At 34.8% G+C, this 20401-nt stretch carries 20 protein-coding genes; 14 read left to right on the top strand and 6 right to left on the bottom strand.

Annotated elements, in window-relative coordinates; all coding sequences use genetic code 11:
- Positions 1-759: 759 nt before the first annotated feature.
- The 7 genes from tatC to IEU51_RS03720 all read left to right on the top strand — a co-directional run bounded on the left by tatC (position 760) and on the right by IEU51_RS03720 (position 8710).
- On the top strand, positions 760-1536 hold the full coding sequence (tatC, locus tag IEU51_RS03750; RefSeq protein WP_186085578.1) for a twin-arginine translocase subunit TatC: 777 nt from the start codon (positions 760-762) through the stop codon (positions 1534-1536).
- Positions 1537-1626: 90 nt separating this feature from the next.
- Positions 1627-3114 carry a UDP-N-acetylmuramoyl-L-alanyl-D-glutamate--2,6-diaminopimelate ligase gene (locus tag IEU51_RS03745; protein WP_186085581.1) on the top strand — a complete coding sequence of 496 codons (1488 nt, stop codon included), beginning with the start codon at positions 1627-1629 and terminating at the stop codon, positions 3112-3114.
- A complete protein-coding gene (locus tag IEU51_RS03740) occupies positions 3095-3325 on the top strand; it encodes a YueH family protein (RefSeq protein WP_186085584.1) in 231 nt (76 codons plus the stop codon). The genes IEU51_RS03745 and IEU51_RS03740 overlap by 20 nt, the downstream gene beginning before the upstream one ends.
- On the top strand, positions 3315-4871 hold the full coding sequence (locus IEU51_RS03735) for a peptide chain release factor 3 (RefSeq protein WP_186085586.1): 1557 nt from the start codon (positions 3315-3317) through the stop codon (positions 4869-4871). Before IEU51_RS03740 ends, IEU51_RS03735 begins: the two co-directional genes overlap by 11 nt.
- Positions 4872-5090: 219 nt before the next feature.
- Complete coding sequence (locus IEU51_RS03730; protein ID WP_186085589.1) at positions 5091-5861, top strand: TerC family protein; 771 nt, start codon at positions 5091-5093, stop codon at positions 5859-5861.
- A gap of 24 nt (positions 5862-5885) precedes the next feature.
- On the top strand, positions 5886-7241 hold the full coding sequence (locus tag IEU51_RS03725) for a S1C family serine protease (RefSeq protein WP_186085592.1): 1356 nt from the start codon (positions 5886-5888) through the stop codon (positions 7239-7241).
- Positions 7242-7369: 128 nt separating this feature from the next.
- Positions 7370-8710: a TrkH family potassium uptake protein gene (locus IEU51_RS03720; protein ID WP_186085680.1), complete on the top strand. Its 1341-nt coding sequence runs from the start codon at positions 7370-7372 to the stop codon at positions 8708-8710.
- 52 nt (positions 8711-8762) lie between these two features.
- Here the strand turns inward: IEU51_RS03720 and IEU51_RS03715 are convergent, their stop codons facing one another.
- Complete coding sequence (locus IEU51_RS03715) at positions 8763-8939, bottom strand: YkvS family protein (RefSeq protein ID WP_186085683.1); 177 nt, start codon at positions 8937-8939, stop codon at positions 8763-8765.
- 81 nt (positions 8940-9020) lie between these two features.
- Positions 9021-9485 carry a sigma-70 family RNA polymerase sigma factor gene (locus tag IEU51_RS03710; RefSeq protein WP_186085595.1) on the bottom strand — a complete coding sequence of 155 codons (465 nt, stop codon included), beginning with the start codon at positions 9483-9485 and terminating at the stop codon, positions 9021-9023.
- A gap of 208 nt (positions 9486-9693) precedes the next feature.
- On the opposite strand from IEU51_RS03710, the gene IEU51_RS03705 reads away from it, so the two are divergent.
- From IEU51_RS03705 to IEU51_RS03680, 6 genes are read left to right on the top strand one after another with little or no spacing between them, the layout of a single operon-like run.
- Positions 9694-10215, top strand: coding sequence for a competence protein ComK (locus IEU51_RS03705; RefSeq protein ID WP_186085598.1), 522 nt, complete (start codon positions 9694-9696; stop codon positions 10213-10215).
- Between the two features lie 59 nt (positions 10216-10274).
- Complete coding sequence (locus IEU51_RS03700; protein WP_186085601.1) at positions 10275-11084, top strand: hypothetical protein; 810 nt, start codon at positions 10275-10277, stop codon at positions 11082-11084.
- A 35-nt stretch (positions 11085-11119) separates the two neighbouring features.
- A complete protein-coding gene (locus IEU51_RS03695) occupies positions 11120-11860 on the top strand; it encodes a WecB/TagA/CpsF family glycosyltransferase (protein WP_186085604.1) in 741 nt (246 codons plus the stop codon).
- Between the two features lie 16 nt (positions 11861-11876).
- Positions 11877-12443, top strand: coding sequence for a YveK family protein (locus tag IEU51_RS03690; RefSeq protein WP_186085608.1), 567 nt, complete (start codon positions 11877-11879; stop codon positions 12441-12443).
- A gap of 11 nt (positions 12444-12454) precedes the next feature.
- Positions 12455-13090, top strand: coding sequence for a CpsD/CapB family tyrosine-protein kinase (locus IEU51_RS03685; protein WP_186085611.1), 636 nt, complete (start codon positions 12455-12457; stop codon positions 13088-13090).
- A 14-nt stretch (positions 13091-13104) separates the two neighbouring features.
- The gene (locus IEU51_RS03680; protein WP_186085614.1) at positions 13105-15726 is read left to right on the top strand and encodes a CDP-glycerol glycerophosphotransferase family protein; all 2622 of its coding nucleotides are present in this window, start codon (positions 13105-13107) and stop codon (positions 15724-15726) included.
- A gap of 60 nt (positions 15727-15786) precedes the next feature.
- Here IEU51_RS03680 and IEU51_RS03675 read toward each other — a convergent pair whose 3' ends face one another.
- From IEU51_RS03675 to tagD, 4 genes are all read right to left on the bottom strand, one after another.
- Positions 15787-16212 (bottom strand): GNAT family N-acetyltransferase, encoded by a 426-nt coding sequence (locus IEU51_RS03675; RefSeq protein ID WP_186085617.1) that lies wholly within the window; start codon positions 16210-16212, stop codon positions 15787-15789.
- An 81-nt stretch (positions 16213-16293) separates the two neighbouring features.
- Positions 16294-17529, bottom strand: a complete 1236-nt coding sequence (locus IEU51_RS03670; RefSeq protein ID WP_186085619.1) for an LCP family protein — start codon at positions 17527-17529, stop codon at positions 16294-16296.
- A gap of 45 nt (positions 17530-17574) precedes the next feature.
- The gene (locus IEU51_RS03665) at positions 17575-18711 is read right to left on the bottom strand and encodes a CDP-glycerol glycerophosphotransferase family protein (protein WP_186085622.1); all 1137 of its coding nucleotides are present in this window, start codon (positions 18709-18711) and stop codon (positions 17575-17577) included.
- The gene (tagD, locus tag IEU51_RS03660; RefSeq protein ID WP_186085625.1) at positions 18704-19096 is read right to left on the bottom strand and encodes a glycerol-3-phosphate cytidylyltransferase; all 393 of its coding nucleotides are present in this window, start codon (positions 19094-19096) and stop codon (positions 18704-18706) included. The genes IEU51_RS03665 and tagD overlap by 8 nt, the downstream gene beginning before the upstream one ends.
- Before the next feature lie 118 nt (positions 19097-19214).
- Between tagD and IEU51_RS03655 the strand changes: the two genes are divergently transcribed.
- Positions 19215-20387, top strand: a complete 1173-nt coding sequence (locus IEU51_RS03655; RefSeq protein ID WP_186085628.1) for a CDP-glycerol glycerophosphotransferase family protein — start codon at positions 19215-19217, stop codon at positions 20385-20387.
- The last annotated feature ends 14 nt before the right edge of the window (positions 20388-20401 follow it).

The raw sequence follows: 20401 nt of genomic DNA, 5'->3' as shown, positions 1-20401 counted from the left end.
ACGTTAATCAAGTCGTGGAAGTTGTTGTATGGGTAAACCGCACCTTGAATAGACGTTAATCAAGTCGCGGAAGTTGTTGTCTGGGTAAACCGCACCTTGAATAGACGTTAATCAGGTCGTGGAAGTTGTTGTATGGGTAAACCACACCTTGAATAGACGTTAATCAGGTCGTGGAAGTTGTTGTATGGGTAAACCACACCTTGAATAGACCTTAATCAAGTCGTGGAACTTGTGTCTTGAGTAGACCACACCTTGAATAGATCTTAATCAGGTTGTGAAATTGAGTTAAGATAAACCACGTCCTGATTAGATTTTAAATATCATGCTAAATAAAGAAATCTCGAAACCCACGTCCTGATTAGATTTTAAATATCATGCTAAACAAAGAAATCTCGAAACCCACGTGATGATAAGTTCCTAATAATCATATGTCACACAATTAGTGACCGCGTTTAGCAGATTGATATGTAAATCTGGCATAGTATAGCCTCACCCACACATTTGTTTTAATCGAAAATGCATAGTATTATTAAATAATAGAATAAGTTGGGGTTTTCGTGATGTTTTAATCGATAAAGTGATTGATTTGCAGTTATTTAGTGAAATAAATCACAAAACAAAAACTCGCTCAAGTGAGCAACAACTCACTCGCGCAAAAATTAATTCATTCACACAACCAATCAACCAACTTCAATCGGTAAAATTCACTCGCGTGAATTTTTTCTAGTTAATATCATTACACGATTTCAGGTGAATATTATGGAAGAAAAAGAGACAGAGATTGTCAAACAGAAACGCAGAAAGCTTACGCAAGAAGATAATATGGCGAGCTTGACTGAGCATCTCATGGATTTACGTGCGGTGGTCATCAAGAGTGCAATTGTTATCGTTATTTGGTTTGTCATTGTTTTTGCGACTGTGACTTGGTGGTTCCCTTTTGTGTCTAAGGGTGCGGATATTGTTGTACTCGGTCCGTTCGAAGTCATTCGTTTCTACATACAGACTTCTGGGGCAATCAGTTTAGGATTATCGATTCCTTTTATCTGTTGGTTCTTATGGCAATTCATGAAGCCCGGACTTGTCGAACGTGAAACGATGTTCATTAAAAGTAGTTTACCCGGTATGTTAGTCCTATTTATTGCTGGTGTAGCTTTTGGATATTTCATTGTCCATCCAATCAGTTATTTTTTCTTAATCTCTATGGGTGAACGTAACTTTGACGTACTTGTTACGGCAGATGAATACATGAGCTTCTTACTAATGACGACAATTCCATTTGGCTTGATATTCCAGTTGCCAGTCGTGATTTTATTCTTAAATTATATTGGACTACTCGATGCAGAGATAATGCAAAATATGAGAAAATATGCGTATTTTATACTACTCGTCGTGACGGCTCTCATTGCGCCGCCTGACTTATTCACGCATTTAATTACACTTTCACCAATGATCTTACTCTATGAAATCAGCATTATTCTGATAAAAAGACGAGATAAGAAAAAAGCGAAAAAAGCCCAAAAAGAAGCACATTCATAAATCACTCTTACAATACGTAAGAGTGTTTTTCATGAATGTTTATAAATGCACCAAATAAAGGTATAATTGTAATAGTGATGAGGTGGAGAGATGAAAACAGAACAACTATTATCGTTATTAAAAATTAAAAAAGTGCACGGCACATTGCCAGAGTCAGTGACAGATATTTCAATCGACTCTAGAGAAGCGCATGCGACAAGTATATTCGTCGCGATTGCAGGTGCGAACTTAGATGGATTTGATTTTATTGATGATGCAATAGACAAAGGATGTACGTTTATTCTGTCTGATAGAACGAGAGAACTGCCAGATAATGTGGGACTTCTTCAAGTAAAGGATCCTGAAAAAGTTGCAGCATTATTCAGTGAGCACATCTATGAATTTCCACACGAATCGATGACGATGATTGGCGTTACAGGTACGAATGGTAAAACGACTGTGTCTATGATGATTCATAACTTGAGTCTCGCTATGGGGAAAGAGACTGCATACTTAGGTACAAATGGATTCATGATTTCAGAAAAGCATTTCCCGTCAGCGAATACAACACCAGAGACGACACGTTTACACAGAAATCTAAAAGAAGCTGAAGATGAAAAGATGGATGTCTTCACAATGGAAGTATCTTCACATGCGTTAAAGATTGGTCGTACATACGGACTGAACTTTGATATTACAATTTTTACGAATCTTTCTCAAGACCATCTCGATTTCCACAAAACGATGACAGAGTATGGATTTACGAAAGGTCTTCTATTTAGTCAACTTGGTCAAGATCTTCGTAAACGCAAATATGTAATTCTAAATAACGATGACGAGTGGTCAGACGAATTTAGAACGATGACACCATACGAAGTGATTACATTTGGTAATACGAGCGATGCAGATTTTTATCCAACGAATATTAATGGTACGCTTGAATATACAGAGTTTACGCTCAATACTCCGGAAGGTGAATTTTTCATTCACTCACCGTTCGTTGGTGATTATAATATCTCGAATTTAATTTGTGCGATTATTTCTGAATGGGTTCAAGGATATGAGTTTGACGAAATCATTTCTGCAATAAAAGATATGAAGCCTGTGTCTGGTCGACTTGAAGTTTTAGACAAGACGCTGCCTATCGATCTTATAATCGATTTTGCACACTCACCAGATGCACTTCAAAAAGTGGTTGAAACAGTTCGTCCATTCAAGAAACAGAAGCTCATTTTACTGCTCGGAATGACTGGTGAGCGTGACTATTCTAAAGCTGAAGCGATGGGGCGTATTGCCTCGATGGCGGACTACGTTTTTATTACGGTAGACAACCCAGGTAATGATGATAAACACATGCTCATCGATATTCTAGAGCGCGGGATGACCCATAAAAATTATGAGACGTACATTGACCGTGAAGAAGCCATTAAACGCATGGTCGATTTTGCTGATGAAGGGGATACCCTGTTACTCGTTGGTAAGGGCCGCGAGCCGTATCAAATTATGGAAGGACATGTGAAAGTGCCGCACAGAGACGACCTTATCGTTCTCGACGCAGCGTATCGCAGATTTAAAAGTGATGAATACGAAGAAATTTAATATAGATTATAACGATATTGAAACAGAAATTTATATGATAGAAGATAAAGACACGCTAGTCTCAATACCAGACTTGTTTTTATCTTTTAAACTAGAGGAAAGAGACGAAATGGAAATCGTCTCTTACTTATTTAGTGTGATGGACGAAAGTGATGCGGAATTATTCGCAGATCGAATTTTAAAAGAACTAGGAGAACATAATGGGATTTAAAGAAGAAATAGAAAAAAGAAAGACGTTCGCAATCATCTCTCACCCGGACGCAGGTAAAACGACACTGACAGAAAACTTGCTACTCTTTGGTGGTGCCATTCGTGAAGCGGGTGTAGTTAAAGGACGTAAGACAGGTAAATTCGCAACTTCAGACTGGATGAAAGTAGAACAAGAACGTGGGATTTCTGTGACGAGTTCTGTGATGCAATTTGACTTTGATGGGTATAAAATCAATATTCTAGATACACCAGGGCACGAAGATTTCTCGGAAGACACGTATCGTACATTGATGGCAGTAGATAGTGCGGTAATGGTAATTGATGCAGCGGAAGGTATTGAGCCACAAACGTTAAAATTATTCAAAGTAGCAAAAATGCGTGGCATCCCTGTATTTACGTTTATTAATAAACTCGACCGCATGGGTAAAGAACCATTTGAACTATTAGAAGAAATCGAAGAAACATTAGATATTGAAACATATCCAATGACATGGCCAGTCGGAATGGGACCAAGTTTCTTTGGAATCATAAATAGAAGAACGCGTGAAATCAATCCGTATCGTGAAGACGAACCATTAAAATTCAACGATGAGTATGAACTTGAAACACCGCATAAAATCGAAGAAGATAGTGCTTACCAAACTGCAATGGAAGAATTCATGTTGGTAGAAGAAGCGGGAGATCCGTTCGATAAAGAAAAGATCGCTCGTGGTGATTTAACACCTGTTTTCTTTGGTTCCGCACTCGCATCATTTGGTATTGCAGAATTCCTCGATACATTCGTTGATTTTGCACCGTCACCTAAAGCAAATGAAACGAAAAACGGAGAGATTATTGAGCCAACAGACAAAGAGTTTTCTGGGTTTATCTTTAAAATTCAAGCGAATATGGACCCAAGACACCGTGATAGAATCGCATTTATGCGTATTGTATCTGGTGAGTTTGAACGTGGTATGGACTTGACGTTACAACGTACGGGTAAGAAATCTAAGATTACGCGAGCGACGATGTTTATGGCAGACTCAACGCAGACACTTGACCATGCATATGCAGGAGACATCATTGGACTTTATGATACAGGAACGTATCAGATTGGAGATACGTTAACTTCAAGTAAACATATCGAATATGTAGACCTTCCACAGTTCACGCCTGAATTATTCATGAAAGTTTCAGCGAAGAACGTAATGAAACAGAAGCACTTCTATAAAGGGATTGAACAACTTGTTCAAGAAGGTGCGATTCAATATTATAAGACGATTCACACGAATCAACCAATTTTAGGTGCAGTGGGTCAATTACAGTTTGAAGTATTTGAGCACAGAATGAAAAATGAATACAATACAGATGTCATTATGGAACCGATTGGTAAGAAAATTGCGAGATGGATTGAAAATGAAGAGACAATCACAGATGCAATGAGTACGACTCGTTCGACATTAGTAGATGATCGTTTTGGAAATAAAGTCTTCTTATTTGAGAACGAGTTTGCCCTAAGATGGTTTGTGGAGAAGTATCCGGTGGTAAAACTATATAGTCTACTTTAATCTTTACATGTCTCAAAAAATTAAGTATAGTATTCTTAACAAGCAAATATGTACTCTATGGGGAGTAACGACTAGAATTTCTATCAACATATCGTCATGACGGAAAAATCCCGGTGTGTTGAGCAAAATTAATTTTTGTACAGTGAGACCATAGCAAGTAGACATATCGTCTATTTGTTCATGGTCTCTTTTTGTTTGTAAAAGTAAAGGAGAGAAAAAATGGATACAGCTATTTTATTAGAATATGGTTGGGTTTTAATTGTACTCGTTGTATTAGAAGGATTACTTGCAGCAGATAACGCAGTCGTTCTTGCCGTAATGGTAAAACACTTAGAACCAAAACAAAGACAAAAAGCATTGTTTTATGGTTTACTTGGTGCGTTCGTCTTCCGTATGGTCGCAGTATTAATGCTCGTTTGGCTCGTTCAATGGTGGTGGGTACAAGCAATTGGTGCACTATACTTACTATACGTTTCAATTAGTCACATACTGGCCTTCTTCAAGAAAAATGATCATTCAACCGAAGATTTGATAGAAAAAGAGAAGAAGAAAAAGCATTCAGGTTTCTGGATGACAGTATTAAAAGTAGAAATTGCGGATATCGCATTTGCGATTGACTCAATTTTAGCAGCAGCTGCAATCGCTTTAGCGTTACCACACATTGGTGGCGACTTCTTTGGTATTAACGTCGGTCAATATACTGTAATGGTGGTCGGAGGACTTATGGGTGTAATCATCATGAGATTCTTCGCGAACTGGTTTGTTAAGATTTTAGACCAAAAGCCAGGACTTGAAGTTGCAGCATTTACGATTGTTGGTTGGGTAGGTATTAAGCTTGCGGTATTAACACTCGCTCACCCAGATCTTGGAGTAATTCCTGAAGACTTCCCACATTCAACAATCTGGAAAGCAATATTCTGGTCAGTAATGGTTATCATTATACTTGTTGGTTGGTTTAGTGATAAATTTAAAACAAACAAAGCTGCTTAAAAAGAACTAAGGAGTGTGTTGTACATGTCGAATGAACAAAGACCGGAATCTTTCGATGAGAGATTCAGACGCAGATCTCATTCATTTGAAAATGATGATTTCGAAAAAGATAACACTGACGAAGTGGCGGATACTGAAAGTGGAGTAGAAACAGAGACGTTTTCGTCTAAGGAGACAGATGATTATTACGTTGAACCGAGAGAAAAGAGAAACGGTGGGTGTTTATCATCTGTTCTATTACCACTAATTGCAGGTATAGTTGGCGCCATACTTGTAGTGATGCTCTATCATACGTTTTTTGATGGCGACACTCCGGTAACAGATAATAATACGGATCAAACAGAATCTAAAGAATTAAATGAAGTAAAAAAAGATTTAGAAGAAGAGCATTCTGATAAAGTGATTACGGACACAACAGCAGCTGTAGAAAAAGCAAGCCCAGCGGTTGTTTCTGTAATTAACCTCCAAGAAACACAATCATTATATGGTCTTGGTGCAGGTGAAATTCAAGAAGCGGGAAGTGGCTCTGGAGTGATCTATAAGATAGATGACAACAATGCATACATCGTGACGAACAATCACGTTATAGAAGGTGCATCAGAACTTAAAGTGAATTTAGAATCTGGTGAATCGATTCCTGCTGAGCTCGTTGGTACAGATATTTGGACAGACCTTGCCGTACTTCGAGTAGAACGTGGTAATATCGATGTTGCGATTGAGTTTGCTGATAGTGATAAAGTGCTTGTAGGTGAAGATGCGATTGCAATCGGATCACCACTTGGTGCGATGCTATCTGGCTCTGTATCACGCGGTATCGTATCTGCATTGGACCGTGCGATTCCTGTAGACTTTGACAACGATGGTGTCATCGACTGGGAAGCAAATGTACTTCAAACTGACGCAGCGATTAACCCTGGTAACTCTGGTGGCGCATTAATTAACAGTGATGGGGATTTAATCGGAATTAACTCTATGAAGATTGGCCAAGACAATGTTGAAGGTATTGGATTTGCGATTCCTTCAAACGAAGTGACAAGAATCATTAAAGATCTTGAAGAGCATGGAGAAGTAAAGCGTCCATTTTTAGGCGTAAGCATGATGGACCTTTATACGATTTCTAGTGATATCTTACAAGGACAACTAAATTTACCTGAAGATGTTACAGCTGGTGCACTGGTTACTGGAGTTCAAGAAAACTCTCCAGCAGATATCGCAGGGCTTAGAGAGTACGATGTAATTGTGTCACTTGACGGTGAAAAAATCGAGAACTCTCTAAAACTCCGTCGTTATCTCTACGAGAAAAAAGAAATCGGTGATGAAATCACGATTGAATTCTATAGAGATGGAGAAAAACAAAGCACAACAGCAACATTAGAATAATATAAATTTTAGACTAGGGATTCCCTAGTCTAATTTTTTATAGATGAGAATCTGAATTATATTGAAAGACTTTAAAATAGAGCGTATGATAAATGATATTAAAGGGGTGAGAGAATTTGCAGTCTATTATGAGTGTGTTTAAAAGTACAAGTCCTCAAAGACTCATTCTATTTTATTATGCACTGTGTCTATTTGTTGCAACATTACTCATGCAAATTCCGCTTCTGTATCGTAGTGGAGCATCTGTATCATTTATGGATACAGTGTTTGTCGCAGCATCAGGGATTTCAGTTACCGGACTTACGACAGTGAATATCGCAGAAACATTCTCTGTACCTGGGTACATTGTTTTGATGTTTATCTTGAATCTCGGTGGTATTGGGATTATGGCCGTATCTACCTTTGTCTGGGTTGTACTAGGAGTTAAAGTCGGTCTTAAAGAACGTGCAGCAATCATGGTAGATAACAGTCAGGTTAAGATGAGTGGCGGTGTAAAACTCGTTTTAAATATCGTCCAACTCCTTTTTGTGATAGAACTGATTGGTGCAATCATCTACACAACTATTTTCTACATAGAAACAGGAAATTTTGCGAAGTCTTTACTGGATGGTGTGTTTTTATCGGTTTCAGCAACGACGAACTGTGGGTTCGACTTATATGAACAGTCTTTGATTGGCTACAGCAACAACTACATTATCCAGGTGCCTGTTATGTTACAAATCGTATTAGGTGCAATCGGATATCCGGTATTAATAGAGATAAAGGAATACTTCAGCAAGAAGAACAAACGATTCAAATTTAGTTTATTTACAAAAGTGACAGTAACGATGTACTCGATTTTGTTTGTGTTAGGAGCGTTTATGTACACACTCTTAGAATGGAACGGGAATAGTGCAGAAGAATCAGCATTCTCTAAAATTATGAATGGTGTGTTTATGTCGATATCTGCGAGAAGTGGTGGGATCGTTGTGGAAGACCCATCGACGCTTAATGAAGTGACTCAGATGATTCTTTCGATGCTGATGTTTATTGGGTCATCACCATCATCAGCAGGTGGGGGAATTAGAACTACAACACTTCTGATTATCATTGTGACAGTATATGCGTTTTCTAAGGGACGTAAACATGTGAGTATGTTTAAACGTAGGATTGCACGTCAAGACATCGACAGAGCGTTTGTAGTGCTTGCTATTGCGATGTTCTTGGTATTTATCGGCGTATGTATTATCGCTTTTGTAGATGGGTCTAAGCTCGGTCTCGGTGCGATTATATTTGAAGTAACGAGCGCATTCGGAACGTGTGGTATGTCGATGGGGATCACAAAAGACTTATCAACGGTAAGTGAATGTGTCATAATCTTATTCATGTTTATCGGACGAGTAGGATTCGTATCATTCTTACTCTCAATCGGTGGAAAACAAACAAAAGAAGTATTTAAATACCCAGAAGAAAGACTGATGGTTGGGTAAAGAATAAAACTAAAAAAGTGTACTCGAGAATACCCGAGTACACCTTTTTAAATTATTTAAGAATTTTGTAGCGTTTATGATTGACGACTGTTTTTTCGAAATCTTCGTTTTCATCCCAGTCTTCATTAATTGTAATATCTACAATTACAGAGTTTTCATTTACTTTTTCAACTCTACCCAGTTGGCCATCGTTGAATTCAACGAAATCTCCGACCTCAGCTGGAATAATTTCAACTTCTTCTTCTTTCTTACTCAAATGAACCCCTCCAAACGCATAGTCACGTTATTATACTAAAAAAACACACTTTTTTCAAGTTTGTAGGGTTTGCTTTAGTTTATTTCTGATACTCATTCGTATATTCTTTGCTGTTGAGTTTGATACACCGAGCATGATAGCAATTTCTGAGAGTTTATATCCATGTAAGAGGTATGTAAACACATATTGTTCTCGCTCATTTAAATGTTTTTTTAGATCTTCAAATAATAAGTCATCGTAGTAATCTGAACTTGAGTAAGTTTCCATAAGTTCATCTTCAGTAGTGGTGTGATAGTTTTGGTAATTTGATTCTTTTCTAATCGCATCAATCATGCGCTGATAGATTCTTGTGTAAATAAACTGATCGAGCGTACAGTTCGCTTTTTCTTTATTGAATGTAGTCTGTGCATTATATACTGCAATTCTTCCTATTTGCATGTATTCATCAATATGGTACATAATCCCAAGTTTCTTTATAATACTCATAATCATCGGTTCATACGTTTTAATATCTTTCAATTGATTTCCAATCTGATCGATCGTTTTATTTCCGGATAATCACAGTGTATGTAAATGGATGTAAAAAAACCAAACAACTAATTAACAAAAATTAACAATAAGTTAACTTTATATATTGTTTTTTATCTATATTGTCATATAATCGATGTATAACTTGAAGTTATATTAATAATATTAAGCGAATACGCGTAGACAGAAAGGAACATACATGCATATCGAACTCACAAATCATTGTCTTTATATAGAACCAATCTTAGATGCAAAGTATGCATCTCGAGCAGTATTTACAGACAGAATCGCATATAGCACAAAATCTTCTACAAAATGGATTGATGATACTTTGAAGAGATACTATGCTACAAATATTGAAGCAAGAAAGTATCACGCAAAATTTCACTTTAATTTCCACAGACTAACTCCAGTTCTTTTTACCACACATAACGGTTTTCTCTTATTTCCACTTCCTAATAAGCAATTCAAATTGAATAATTACTGGATTAATTTAAGTAAATGTTACGCATTTAAAGGAAGTGATGTTGGTGTAACGATTGAATTTACCAATGGAACTTTCTTTGATGTACCAGTGCCACTTACAGTTTTTGAAAAGCAATATACAAGAGCATTATTTTTAAATGATCAATATGGAAAATTTATCATCGCTAGAGACAACCGCAATCTTATGAATGATAGTGGTAAAATTGTATATAATATGAGTAATTCAAATGAATAAACTTGTAAAAGTATATGATTGTATCTTAGAATTAGTATCAAGAGAAGGGACTGAATCGTTTGAAATTAACTGTAAATGTAAAGAGCGAACAACTCGGTTCAAATCAGTTTACTTACCAAATTTCTGCAGAAGAAAAACTAGATAAATTGATGCAATTAATTATTCTTGACCAAGAATTTTTAACACATGAAGCGGGCAAATTAAACTATGGTGAGTATCCATTCCAAGAATTTCAATCTTTAACTATTGGTAATCTATTTCATGGCACGGATCGTATTGTAGTAGAGGGTAGTAGTGTCCAGATTGAAATATTAAATAATAAACAAGAGAAAAGAGACACAGACTTACTACTGTTTGATTACACTCAGTTTATAAAAGCATGTGACATATATAATGATTTGTTAAAAGAAATCGAAGTAGAGAACGGTACGGTGTTTTATATTCAACAAAATAGAGAGCAGTATCTCGTTAGAAAAGAAGAACATCACCTAGAGTTCTATCATTTTAAACGTCAATTTGATAACGCATTTGATGAAGAGGGGCGTACACCGTTCTTTATAGTGGAATTTAAATCACGTAAAGCACTCACAGTATCAGAGTCTCATTTTATTAAGAAATATCGTTATCCAAAAAGCGATTATCTAAACCCAATTATCCATCTGGAGCTCGCAAGAATCTCTCAATCAGTCATTCAAGAAATGACACTTCTAATTCATCGGTTATTTACGATTTTAGGTCGATTTGTAAATGCGAATGTTGAAATTGATGACGTGGAAAAAGTACCATCATACATTCAAGTAGATGAAAAAGAAACAATTGGATTTGTAAAGTACGCTGACTTAGCGAGTCTCATCCAAAAAGATAATTAGATGGTATATAATTAATGTAGAATGGAAGAAGTCGTATGGCAAACCAAAATAAATATGTGACTATTTCTGGTGTTTCATTTATCAATATTGAAAAATCACAATTTCTTAATTCTATATTAATACCTAGAATTAAAAATGAAGAAAAGACATTTATCGTAACTGCAAATCCTGAAATTGTAGATCGTACAATTCATGATCACGAATATAAAGAAGCAGTATTAAGAAGTGATTTTACTGTTGCTGATGGCGTCGGTATACTTGTCGCCGCTAAAATGAATAAAATGAATATTAAAGAAAGAATCGCAGGATATGATCTTCTCGTAGATCTTTTAGAGTTTGGTAATGAAGAAAGACTCAAAGTTTATTTACTCGGTGCAGAGGAAAGTGTAAATAAAAAGGCGAGTGATCATGTCAAAGTCAACTTCCCTAATGTTGAAGTCGTCGGACGTCATCATGGTTTCTTTGATATGAATGACGACAGAATAGCAAAAGAAATTAATGAAACAAAACCAGATATTATATTTGTGGCACTCGGTGTTCCAAGACAAGAAAATTGGATTCATAATAATATTGACCAGTTTAATAAAGGTGTATTTATGGGCGTTGGTGGAAGTTTTGATGTACTTGCAGGAACGGTAAAACGTGCACCAGATATGTGGATTAAACTGAACTTGGAATGGCTTTATAGAATGATGAAACAACCAGAACGTTTTGGTAGAAACTTAAAGATACTAAAATTTATGATACGACAGTTACCCATATTCAAAAGAAAATGACTATAGGAATGAAACTATGACTGATAATAAATTAATAAACGTAATTTTATGTGCACTTATTGCTGGAATCATTGCAGCGCTTGGTACCTTCTTTTTTATTGATAATAAATATGATGCAGTGAGTAAGGTGTCGATTGCAGATAGCGATATAGAATTACCTTTAGCGAAAGAATTAAAAACAGAAGAAATTATAAATTCATTAATTGAATCAAATGATTGGGAATTGACTTCAACGGAATTAATGGATGCAATAAAAATCGAACAGGAGGATAACACTTACTTATTACATACTTCATTCAATAACAAAGAAGACTCCGTCCAAATTGCAAATGAGTATACAGAACATCTTGTTACTTATTTCAATGGATATGAGATCTCTGTAGATGAATTAAGTCATCTGTCTTCAGTGAGTAACCAATCTATTCTGCCTAAAGTTTTATATATCTCAGCAGGTGTATTAATTGGTGTGTTAATTGGAATATTAATGAATGTAATGCGTAATCCAAATAACAAAAAAACTTCAGGTAAGAGACCTGAATCTATAGCGAAGTACCCTGTGCTAGGTACAATCAAAGTATATTAGGTGGTGAAGTAATGAGTATCTTAAATAGAAACAGAATTGTGATTGATTCACCAAACGATATGATTTCGAATGCATTTATGAAAATGTCAGAAAAACTAAAATTTTATGCAGGAGATGACAAGAAAGTCATTCTCTTTATGTCTGCAGAAAATGGCGATGGTAAATCAACCGTTGCAACAAACACGGCGATTAGTCTAGCTAAACTTGGTAGCAAGGTCGTTTATCTTGATGCAGATTTTGAGAATCCGTCAATCAATGAAACGTTTGATATGCAGATGCGTAAAGGTGTGTCTGATGCCGTTTTACATGATGAGGATATCTCATATATGATTTATGATACATCAGTTTATGGGCTCAGTATTATATTTGCAGGACTAGAAAAAGATAATACGGGTATGGTATTACTATCTAATAAATTTAAATATTTAACAAAGACACTAAAAAACTCATTTGATTTTTGTGTTTTAGATATTAATTCAAGTAAAAATGAAGACGTATATCTAGAAGCTTTAAAAGATTTTGTAGATGGTGTTGTTATAGTGGACAACAGAAGTAGAGATAATGAAGGTTTAGAAGCTCTCATTCAATTAATTGAAAAACATGAGATTGACATTATTGGTGTCGTGAATAATTTAGAAAAACAGTAATAATAGGAGTAGAGATGAGCACATTTACTAATTATTTTTCAAAACATGTGAGAGAAAAGTTTACTAAGTTTATAGAGCTTGTCGATATTAACGAAGAAAGGGATCACTTTACATTTACGTATGAAGTGCTCCCATTTATTAATTTAAGGGTAATATCGAATTATACTGCAAAGGTGTTTATAAAGGATCGTAGTTATCCATTACAGTGCACCTATCAAGATCGTATCATCAAAGTAGTACTTCCAAGGCACTTTTTTGATGATGTGCCAGACAATTTGATGATTCAGCTATACTCGTTTGACGTACCGATGCGTATCAAGTTAGATAGAGAGTCTGAAGATGAGACAATAAAAACCCAATATTTAATCAATGAGAAGCTTTATAATATTAAAGCAAAAAAAGATACGTATCTATCTAAAAGATTTATGACTTTAAACTTTAAAGATACACCTGTCGAAATTAGTGATTTGCAGGTAGAGAAAGATTTATTCAGGTTAACATTTAAGGATTTTAATGTGTCTAACAAGACACAATTGTTTTTATCTTACCCGCACAAGTTTATAGAACTTGCTAAGCATGTTGATGATGATAAGTCACTCACAGTCTTTAATATAGATGATTTAACACATGGACGTGCACGACTTTATATTGGGAACGATAATGAAATTTATCCGATTTCAAATACACAGAATCTATCTTTAAAGCTGTTTTCGAAACTATATCTGTTCAACTTTAGTTCAGTAGATGGAAAGTTCACGATTGATATTGATGAGCATGTTGTTTATCCAAAATCATTTATTGTGAATGAAGTCGAGGATGGAAAAATAAAGGTACAATTTGATATCGACACAATGGGCGTAATAGAGCATCCACAATTTGGTATTTTTGACCCAACTTTAGACGTGCTAAAGCGCTTTGATATGTCTGATGATTTAAAGGTAGAGTTACCAATTGAAGCACTAGTCAGTGACTATACACGTAAGAAAATTAATATCATCAACGATGACATCAAGTATCAAGTAAATATTAGTGAAGCATATATACAAGACTTTATGTCGGGAGAAGTCACGTTTATGGACGAGGTATTAACTGCTCATTTCTATAAACGTCGTGATGATTACCTGGGATTCAATGTGAAAAGACCCAAACTATTGAGACGTGTCACAGAAATTAAAGATTTTACCTTTACAGGTTTTGTAAAAGAAAAGGGGAAATTTAATTCTACGTCTACAGTAATGATTTTTGAAGATCGTTTTAGTGGAGAACAATATATTGAACCAATTGAGAAGAAATTTAATGTCGAGTTAAATGTAGAAAAACTACTTCAAATCATGAGCAGAAATAAAACTGTAATCGACGTATTTGTGGGACTATTAGATGACAATCTAGAAGTGATTACAAAGGCTAAGATTACGTATAAATTCTCTGATTATAAAAAAGATAACTATTACGACCAAAAGGTCATCACAAAAGATAACGGAGATCATGTTCATTTCTTAGTGACGACAACACCGTTTAATAACTTGAAAGTTGAAACGTTTGTGGTGCCTAAAGCACTCGATACTCGATTAGTTAGAAATAAGAATGTTTGGTTACTAGGTGAGCGTTCAGATACTGCACAAGAAAATGGGATTACACTTTTTAAATATCTGAGTGAACACACTGATGTTGATGCGTACTATGTCATTGAGGAGGACAGTCTCGATTACGACAAAATCAAACATTTAGACAATGTACTCACATTTGGTAGTTTAGAGCATTATCAAAAGTCACTTGAAGCGGGCGTGCTGCTTTGTACACATGACTTTGAGAATATCTTACCGTATAAACCAGCATGTGGATTCTTTAACTATGAGGATACAGTAAAAGTATTCTTGCAACACGGGGTGCTTGGACGTAAACCTGCTGAGTACCATAAAAAGTACTATGATGATCCATTTGATTTATTCATTGTTTCATCTGACAATGAAAAGTTTGATGTAGTAATGAAAGAGTTGGGTTATAGCATCGATGAAGTTGCGGTAACAGGACTTGCAAGATTCGACCAGCTACCATTAAATCAAAAAGCGAGTCATATACTACTTATGCCAACGTGGAGAGATTGGATTAATACAGATGAAGCATTCTTAGAAAGTGAATATTACCGTAGATATAAATCATTCATTGAAAACGAACGTCTTCATGAAATACTTGAAGCGAATAATGTGTATTTAAATTTCTATCCGCATTATAGAGCACAACCATTTTTCAATAGAGATTTACTTGAGACGAATGACTATGTAAATTTTATAGAGCTTGGTGAGAGAACCGTTCAAGACTTACTGATTGCCCATGCGCTTCTAATTACAGACTATAGCAGTGTGAGCTTTGATTTCACAATGATGAAAAAACCAGTTCTGTATTATCACTTTGACGAGTCTAGATTCTTTAATAGAGGAATCCTAAGACCAGTGAACGAAACATTCCTTGGTGATATTGCAGAAACTGAAGAACAGCTTGTGAGTGATATAGAAAAGATTATTCAAGACGGATTTAAAGCTAACGTCGAAGACCTATCTGGTATATTTAAATATATCGATCATGATAACTGTAAGAGAATATATGAAGTTGTTTCTGGAGTTATTGATTCTAAATAAGACGAGATATTTAAAGTAAAAAAAAGCTGGGACGAAATTTATTTCGTCCCAGCTTTTGTATTATAAACTGCAAATCATATCAACGTGTGGGATTCCAGCATCATCGAATTCACCTGATGACACTTGATATCCTATTTTTTCATAGAACGGGATTGCATGTGTTTGTGCACCAAGCTTAGCCCATGTGAATCCTTTTGATTTTGCATGTAAGTGTACAAAGTACATGAGGTTCATACCAAAATGTTTCCCTCTATGTTCTTTTAACACAGCCATACGTTCGATTTTAACTGTCGTATCATCATACTTTCTATATCGAACAGTACCTGCCGGCTCATTATCTAAAAGGAGTAATACGTGGACACATTCATCTTCGTATTCATCAATTTCCATTTCTAGTGGTACATTTTGTTCCTGAACAAAAACTGTTTCTCTTATTGTTACGCAATCTGGATAATATTTCTTATCATCTGATACGAGAATTTCCATGTTTTTCGCCTCTTTTTTACACAAATGACAAAACCGAAGTACGATTTGGTCATAATGTGTTGTTTTAAAACTTAATTGATACTACCAACCATTATTTTCACTATCTTGTTCATTGTTTTCAGTACCATCATCATAATATTCATTATTCATTCCGTCAACGTCATCAACGTTTGTGTCACCTTCAATTTCATGCTGTTGAAGTGTTTCTCTTGTGACGTCAAAGCCAGTTCCATATGGACTGTCATAGCCTTCTTCTGTGTAGAATGGTTCTTCTTCTAAATTATAGTTCTCAACAATATCAGTAGGAATGATTGCACCTGGATTCATCCAATATTCGTATCGAATATTCTCAAAGTCATCAGCAACTGGTGGATCAAGGTTTAAGATTTCTCTTAAAGTTTTTGAGATGACGAATAAGTGTTCATTCGCAGGTTTATAATAATATGCTCCATTATGTGCCCAGTAATCATCACCTAGAATCATAGAAGATTCAAAGTCGATTTCATTTTTACTAAAGTATGTTGCAATGTTTCCTAACTCATTCATAGTGAAGTTATGGTTTACATTTCGTGCAACAACTTTTACAAGATCATCATATTTAGAAATTGCACCGGTTGATTTTGCTTTTTGCATAATAGCTTTAATCATTTGCATTTGTCGTTCGCCCCGACCGAAATCTGAGTCATATTGTCTACTTCTAACAACAGCTAGCGCCTGTTCTCCGTCTAACGTTTGTTTACCTTTCTTCACTCTTGTTTTACCGTCATCATAAGGGTTTGGCTCTACCATATCGAATGGTACATCAAACTCAACACCATTTAGTGTATCAACCATTTCTACTAAAGCGTCAAAATTTAAACGAATATAGTAGTCAACTGGGACATTTACAAGATTTTCAACTGCATCAACAGCACTAGGTACACCACCAAGTGCGTGTGCATGGTTGACTTTATCGAATGTTTGTTCATTAGACATGTATGTTAAACTGTCACGAGGAATACTTAACATTTTTACAGAGTTAGAATTCTTATCAAATGTTGCAAGGATCATAGAGTCTGTTCGGAATTGATCCCTTGAAAGATTCTCTTTTTTAGAACGGCTTTCGTTCTCATCAATTCCCATAATTAAAACTGTAAAACTATCTTCAACAGATACTTCTTTGCTACGAAGCTCTGATTTACTTCTGTCATTACCAATATCTTCGTATGAATCGGAGACACCTTTATTTACTGTATAAAATAAATAACCAATCCAAATCACAGCTGCAATAGCAGCGAGTATTAATAGTACAACGAATGCTTTTAGAAATTTGTTCATAATATGCTCCAATTAATTAATTTACAATAGACCAATATAAACGTATTAAGAGATTTTTTCAATCAATAACTGTGTGTTGTTCCCTTTTGAGAATTCATTCCATTTATTTTTGAAGGTCTCAATGTCGCTTAGATCAAAGTTGTTTCTGTTTATAATATTAACGATATCTAATGTAGAATAGGCAATTTGTCCGACAACTAGATTAGAATATTCACCAGTAAGGCCACGCGTAATTTTATAATCTTCTAAATCATACGGATAAAAAATGATTGGTTTATTAAAGTTTGCGAAATCAAAAGCTACTGAAGAATAATCTGTAATTAGTATATCAGTTACAGAAAGAACATTCTCAATAGATTCTTTATTAGATAAGTTTAAAACTCGTTTGTTATTGAATTTTCGATCATTATAAATTACAGATGGATGTAGTCTAAAGATAATCGAATAATTCTCAGGTAAGGTAGTAAGCATATGCTCAATATCAATTTCTAATTCACTCACATTAAAAACATTGTCTCTATATGTTGGTGTATAAGTGATTACTGTTTGTCCATTAAGTTCAGGATATGAACGAATCATATAATTTTTAGCGTTATTGACTTTAGCGACATTCACATAAAAATCACTCGATGGCATACCAAAATTTAATAGACTTTTATCCTCTACACCGAAAGACTGTTTAAAAATATTGCCCATAATCGTAGATCCATTAAGTACATAATCAATATTACGATATGACTCTTTAAATCTTTTAACAGAAAGAGCACTTCTCTTCTTCAAAGAATGATCTTCAAGTCCAAACTTTTTAAACGCACCAACAGCGTGCCATGTTTGGAAGATAGAACCATTTAAGTATTTTGCTGCACCAAGAAATGGGTAGAAATTATCAATGACAATTTCTGAAGCGTTACTTAAGTCTTTCATCATCTGTATATGTGTCCTTAAGTTATGCTTACTATAAATAGTTAATTGGCTATGTTTGAAATCTAAAGGTTGTTTACTATAGTTATAAAAAACGACTTGTTTTTTTGTTTGATCCATAAGTTCAGGTATCGTATCAGAAGCATTTTTTAAAAATGTAGATATGAATACAATTTTTTGTTGAGGTCGCTTTCTTCTATTAATTAAGAAAAACAACTTTACGAATAATACATAAAGTTGTAATGCAAGTTCTTTAATCATTTTGGCCTAAGTCATTTTTGATTTTAGATGTTGAAATACCTTCAGTTCTTGGAAGGTATACGACTTCACAATAATCTTTTAGGAAGTCGAATTTACCTTCCCAGTCGTGTCCCATAACAAATGTATCGATGTTATGTTTTTGAACATCAGAAATTTTTTGATCCCAAGACTCTTCAGGAATAACCTCATCAACATATTTAATTGCTTCTAAAATTAATTTGCGATCCTCAAACGAATGGTAGGCATGTTTGTGTTTAAGAGAGTTAAACTCATCAGTAGAAGTAGCAACTACAAGGTAGTCACCCATTTCCTTAGCTCTTCTTAAAATATTAACGTGACCTGCGTGAAGAAGGTCGAATGTTCCGTAAGTAATGATTTTTTTCATATCTTTCACCTTAATCTTTTATTAATTTTATTATATAATCTATTCTAATCAATATTAGGTATAATATAAACTATAGATAGTCATATTATAATACAATTATCAAGGAAGTTACGAGTTAATGAAAATTATAAAAGCAATATTATTACAAATTTATAAAGACTTTTTTGTTCTTGCAGGTAAAGTACTGCCGAAAAATAACAAATTAATCGTATTTGAGAGTTTCTTAGGGAAGCAATTTAGTGATAATCCTAGAGCACTTTATGAATACATGATAGACCAATATGGTGATGAGTATGATCTCGTATGGAGTGTGGATAGACGATACGTAGATGTATTTGAAGAGAACAATATTAAATACTTAAAAAGGTTTTCGTTAAAATGGTTACTTACATTAAATAGAGCAGGGTTATGGATTTCTAATAGTAGAATGCCTTTATGGATCCCAAAACCTAGGAAAACAAAATATTTACAAACTTGGCATGGTACGCCTTTAAAACGACTCGCACTCGATATGGATGCAGTTTTGATGCCAGGAACAGATACGGAAAGCTATAAGAAAAACTTTACAACTGAGTCTAGTAAATGGGATTATTTAATTTCGCCAAATCCATATTCTACAGAAATATTTAGACGCGCATTTAATTTCAATAAAACAATGCTTGAAACAGGATATCCAAGGAATGATATCTTAGTAAATAGTAATAATGATGAATACATCAACAAATTAAAGATTGATATGGGTATCAGAAGAGATAAGAAGATTATTCTATATGCTCCGACATGGAGAGATAATGAGTATTACCAAAGAGGTAAATATAAGTTTGATATTAAATTAGATTTAGAACGTATGAGAGAATCGCTTTCTGATGATTATGTGATTCTTCTTAGAATGCATTATCTCATTGCTGAGAATATTGATACATCAAAGTATGATGGTTTTGTAATTGATATGTCTAAATATGAAGATATTAGAGATTTATATCTCATTTCTGATATACTACTTACGGACTATTCATCGGTATTCTTTGATTATGCGATATTAAACAGACCTGTTTTATTCTTCACATACGATCTTGAAAGTTATAGAGATAATCTAAGAGGGTTTTATTTTGACTTTGAAAAAGAAGCGCCAGGTCCGTTACTTTATGATACAGCAGAAATTATTGAGCAGGTACACTTGATTGAAAATGGCGAATTTGAATTCAGTGAGCGACTTGCTGAGTTTAGAAAGGTATATTGTAGTCTCGAAGATGGCGCAGCATCAAAACGTGTCATGAATAGAGTGCTATAACATTGAAGGGATAT

Source organism: Phocicoccus schoeneichii (assembly GCF_014635565.1).
GTDB classification, from domain to species: Bacteria; Bacillota; Bacilli; order Staphylococcales; family Salinicoccaceae; genus Phocicoccus; species Phocicoccus schoeneichii.
The sequence above is the reverse complement of the archived record's forward strand: the minus strand, read 5'-3'. Positions and strand labels throughout refer to the sequence as shown.

Excerpts from the sequence above, each read along its gene's own strand:
- IEU51_RS03705 (WP_186085598.1), top strand. The coding sequence starts at position 9,694 with ATGCATATCGAACTCACAAATCATTGTCTTTATATAGAACCAATCTTA.
- IEU51_RS03685 (WP_186085611.1), top strand. The coding sequence starts at position 12,455 with ATGAGTATCTTAAATAGAAACAGAATTGTGATTGATTCACCAAACGAT.
- tatC (WP_186085578.1), top strand. The coding sequence starts at position 760 with ATGGAAGAAAAAGAGACAGAGATTGTCAAACAGAAACGCAGAAAGCTT.
- IEU51_RS03735 (WP_186085586.1), top strand. The coding sequence starts at position 3,315 with ATGGGATTTAAAGAAGAAATAGAAAAAAGAAAGACGTTCGCAATCATC.
- IEU51_RS03670 (WP_186085619.1), bottom strand. The coding sequence starts at position 17,529 with ATGAACAAATTTCTAAAAGCATTCGTTGTACTATTAATACTCGCTGCT.
- IEU51_RS03665 (WP_186085622.1), bottom strand. The coding sequence starts at position 18,711 with ATGATTAAAGAACTTGCATTACAACTTTATGTATTATTCGTAAAGTTG.
- tagD (WP_186085625.1), bottom strand. The coding sequence starts at position 19,096 with ATGAAAAAAATCATTACTTACGGAACATTCGACCTTCTTCACGCAGGT.
- IEU51_RS03730 (WP_186085589.1), top strand. The coding sequence starts at position 5,091 with ATGGATACAGCTATTTTATTAGAATATGGTTGGGTTTTAATTGTACTC.
- IEU51_RS03655 (WP_186085628.1), top strand. The coding sequence starts at position 19,215 with ATGAAAATTATAAAAGCAATATTATTACAAATTTATAAAGACTTTTTT.
- IEU51_RS03740 (WP_186085584.1), top strand. The coding sequence starts at position 3,095 with ATGAATACGAAGAAATTTAATATAGATTATAACGATATTGAAACAGAA.
- IEU51_RS03725 (WP_186085592.1), top strand. The coding sequence starts at position 5,886 with ATGTCGAATGAACAAAGACCGGAATCTTTCGATGAGAGATTCAGACGC.
- IEU51_RS03720 (WP_186085680.1), top strand. The coding sequence starts at position 7,370 with ATGAGTGTGTTTAAAAGTACAAGTCCTCAAAGACTCATTCTATTTTAT.
- IEU51_RS03690 (WP_186085608.1), top strand. The coding sequence starts at position 11,877 with ATGACTGATAATAAATTAATAAACGTAATTTTATGTGCACTTATTGCT.
- IEU51_RS03675 (WP_186085617.1), bottom strand. The coding sequence starts at position 16,212 with ATGGAAATTCTCGTATCAGATGATAAGAAATATTATCCAGATTGCGTA.
- IEU51_RS03695 (WP_186085604.1), top strand. The coding sequence starts at position 11,120 with ATGGCAAACCAAAATAAATATGTGACTATTTCTGGTGTTTCATTTATC.
- IEU51_RS03745 (WP_186085581.1), top strand. The coding sequence starts at position 1,627 with ATGAAAACAGAACAACTATTATCGTTATTAAAAATTAAAAAAGTGCAC.
- IEU51_RS03680 (WP_186085614.1), top strand. The coding sequence starts at position 13,105 with ATGAGCACATTTACTAATTATTTTTCAAAACATGTGAGAGAAAAGTTT.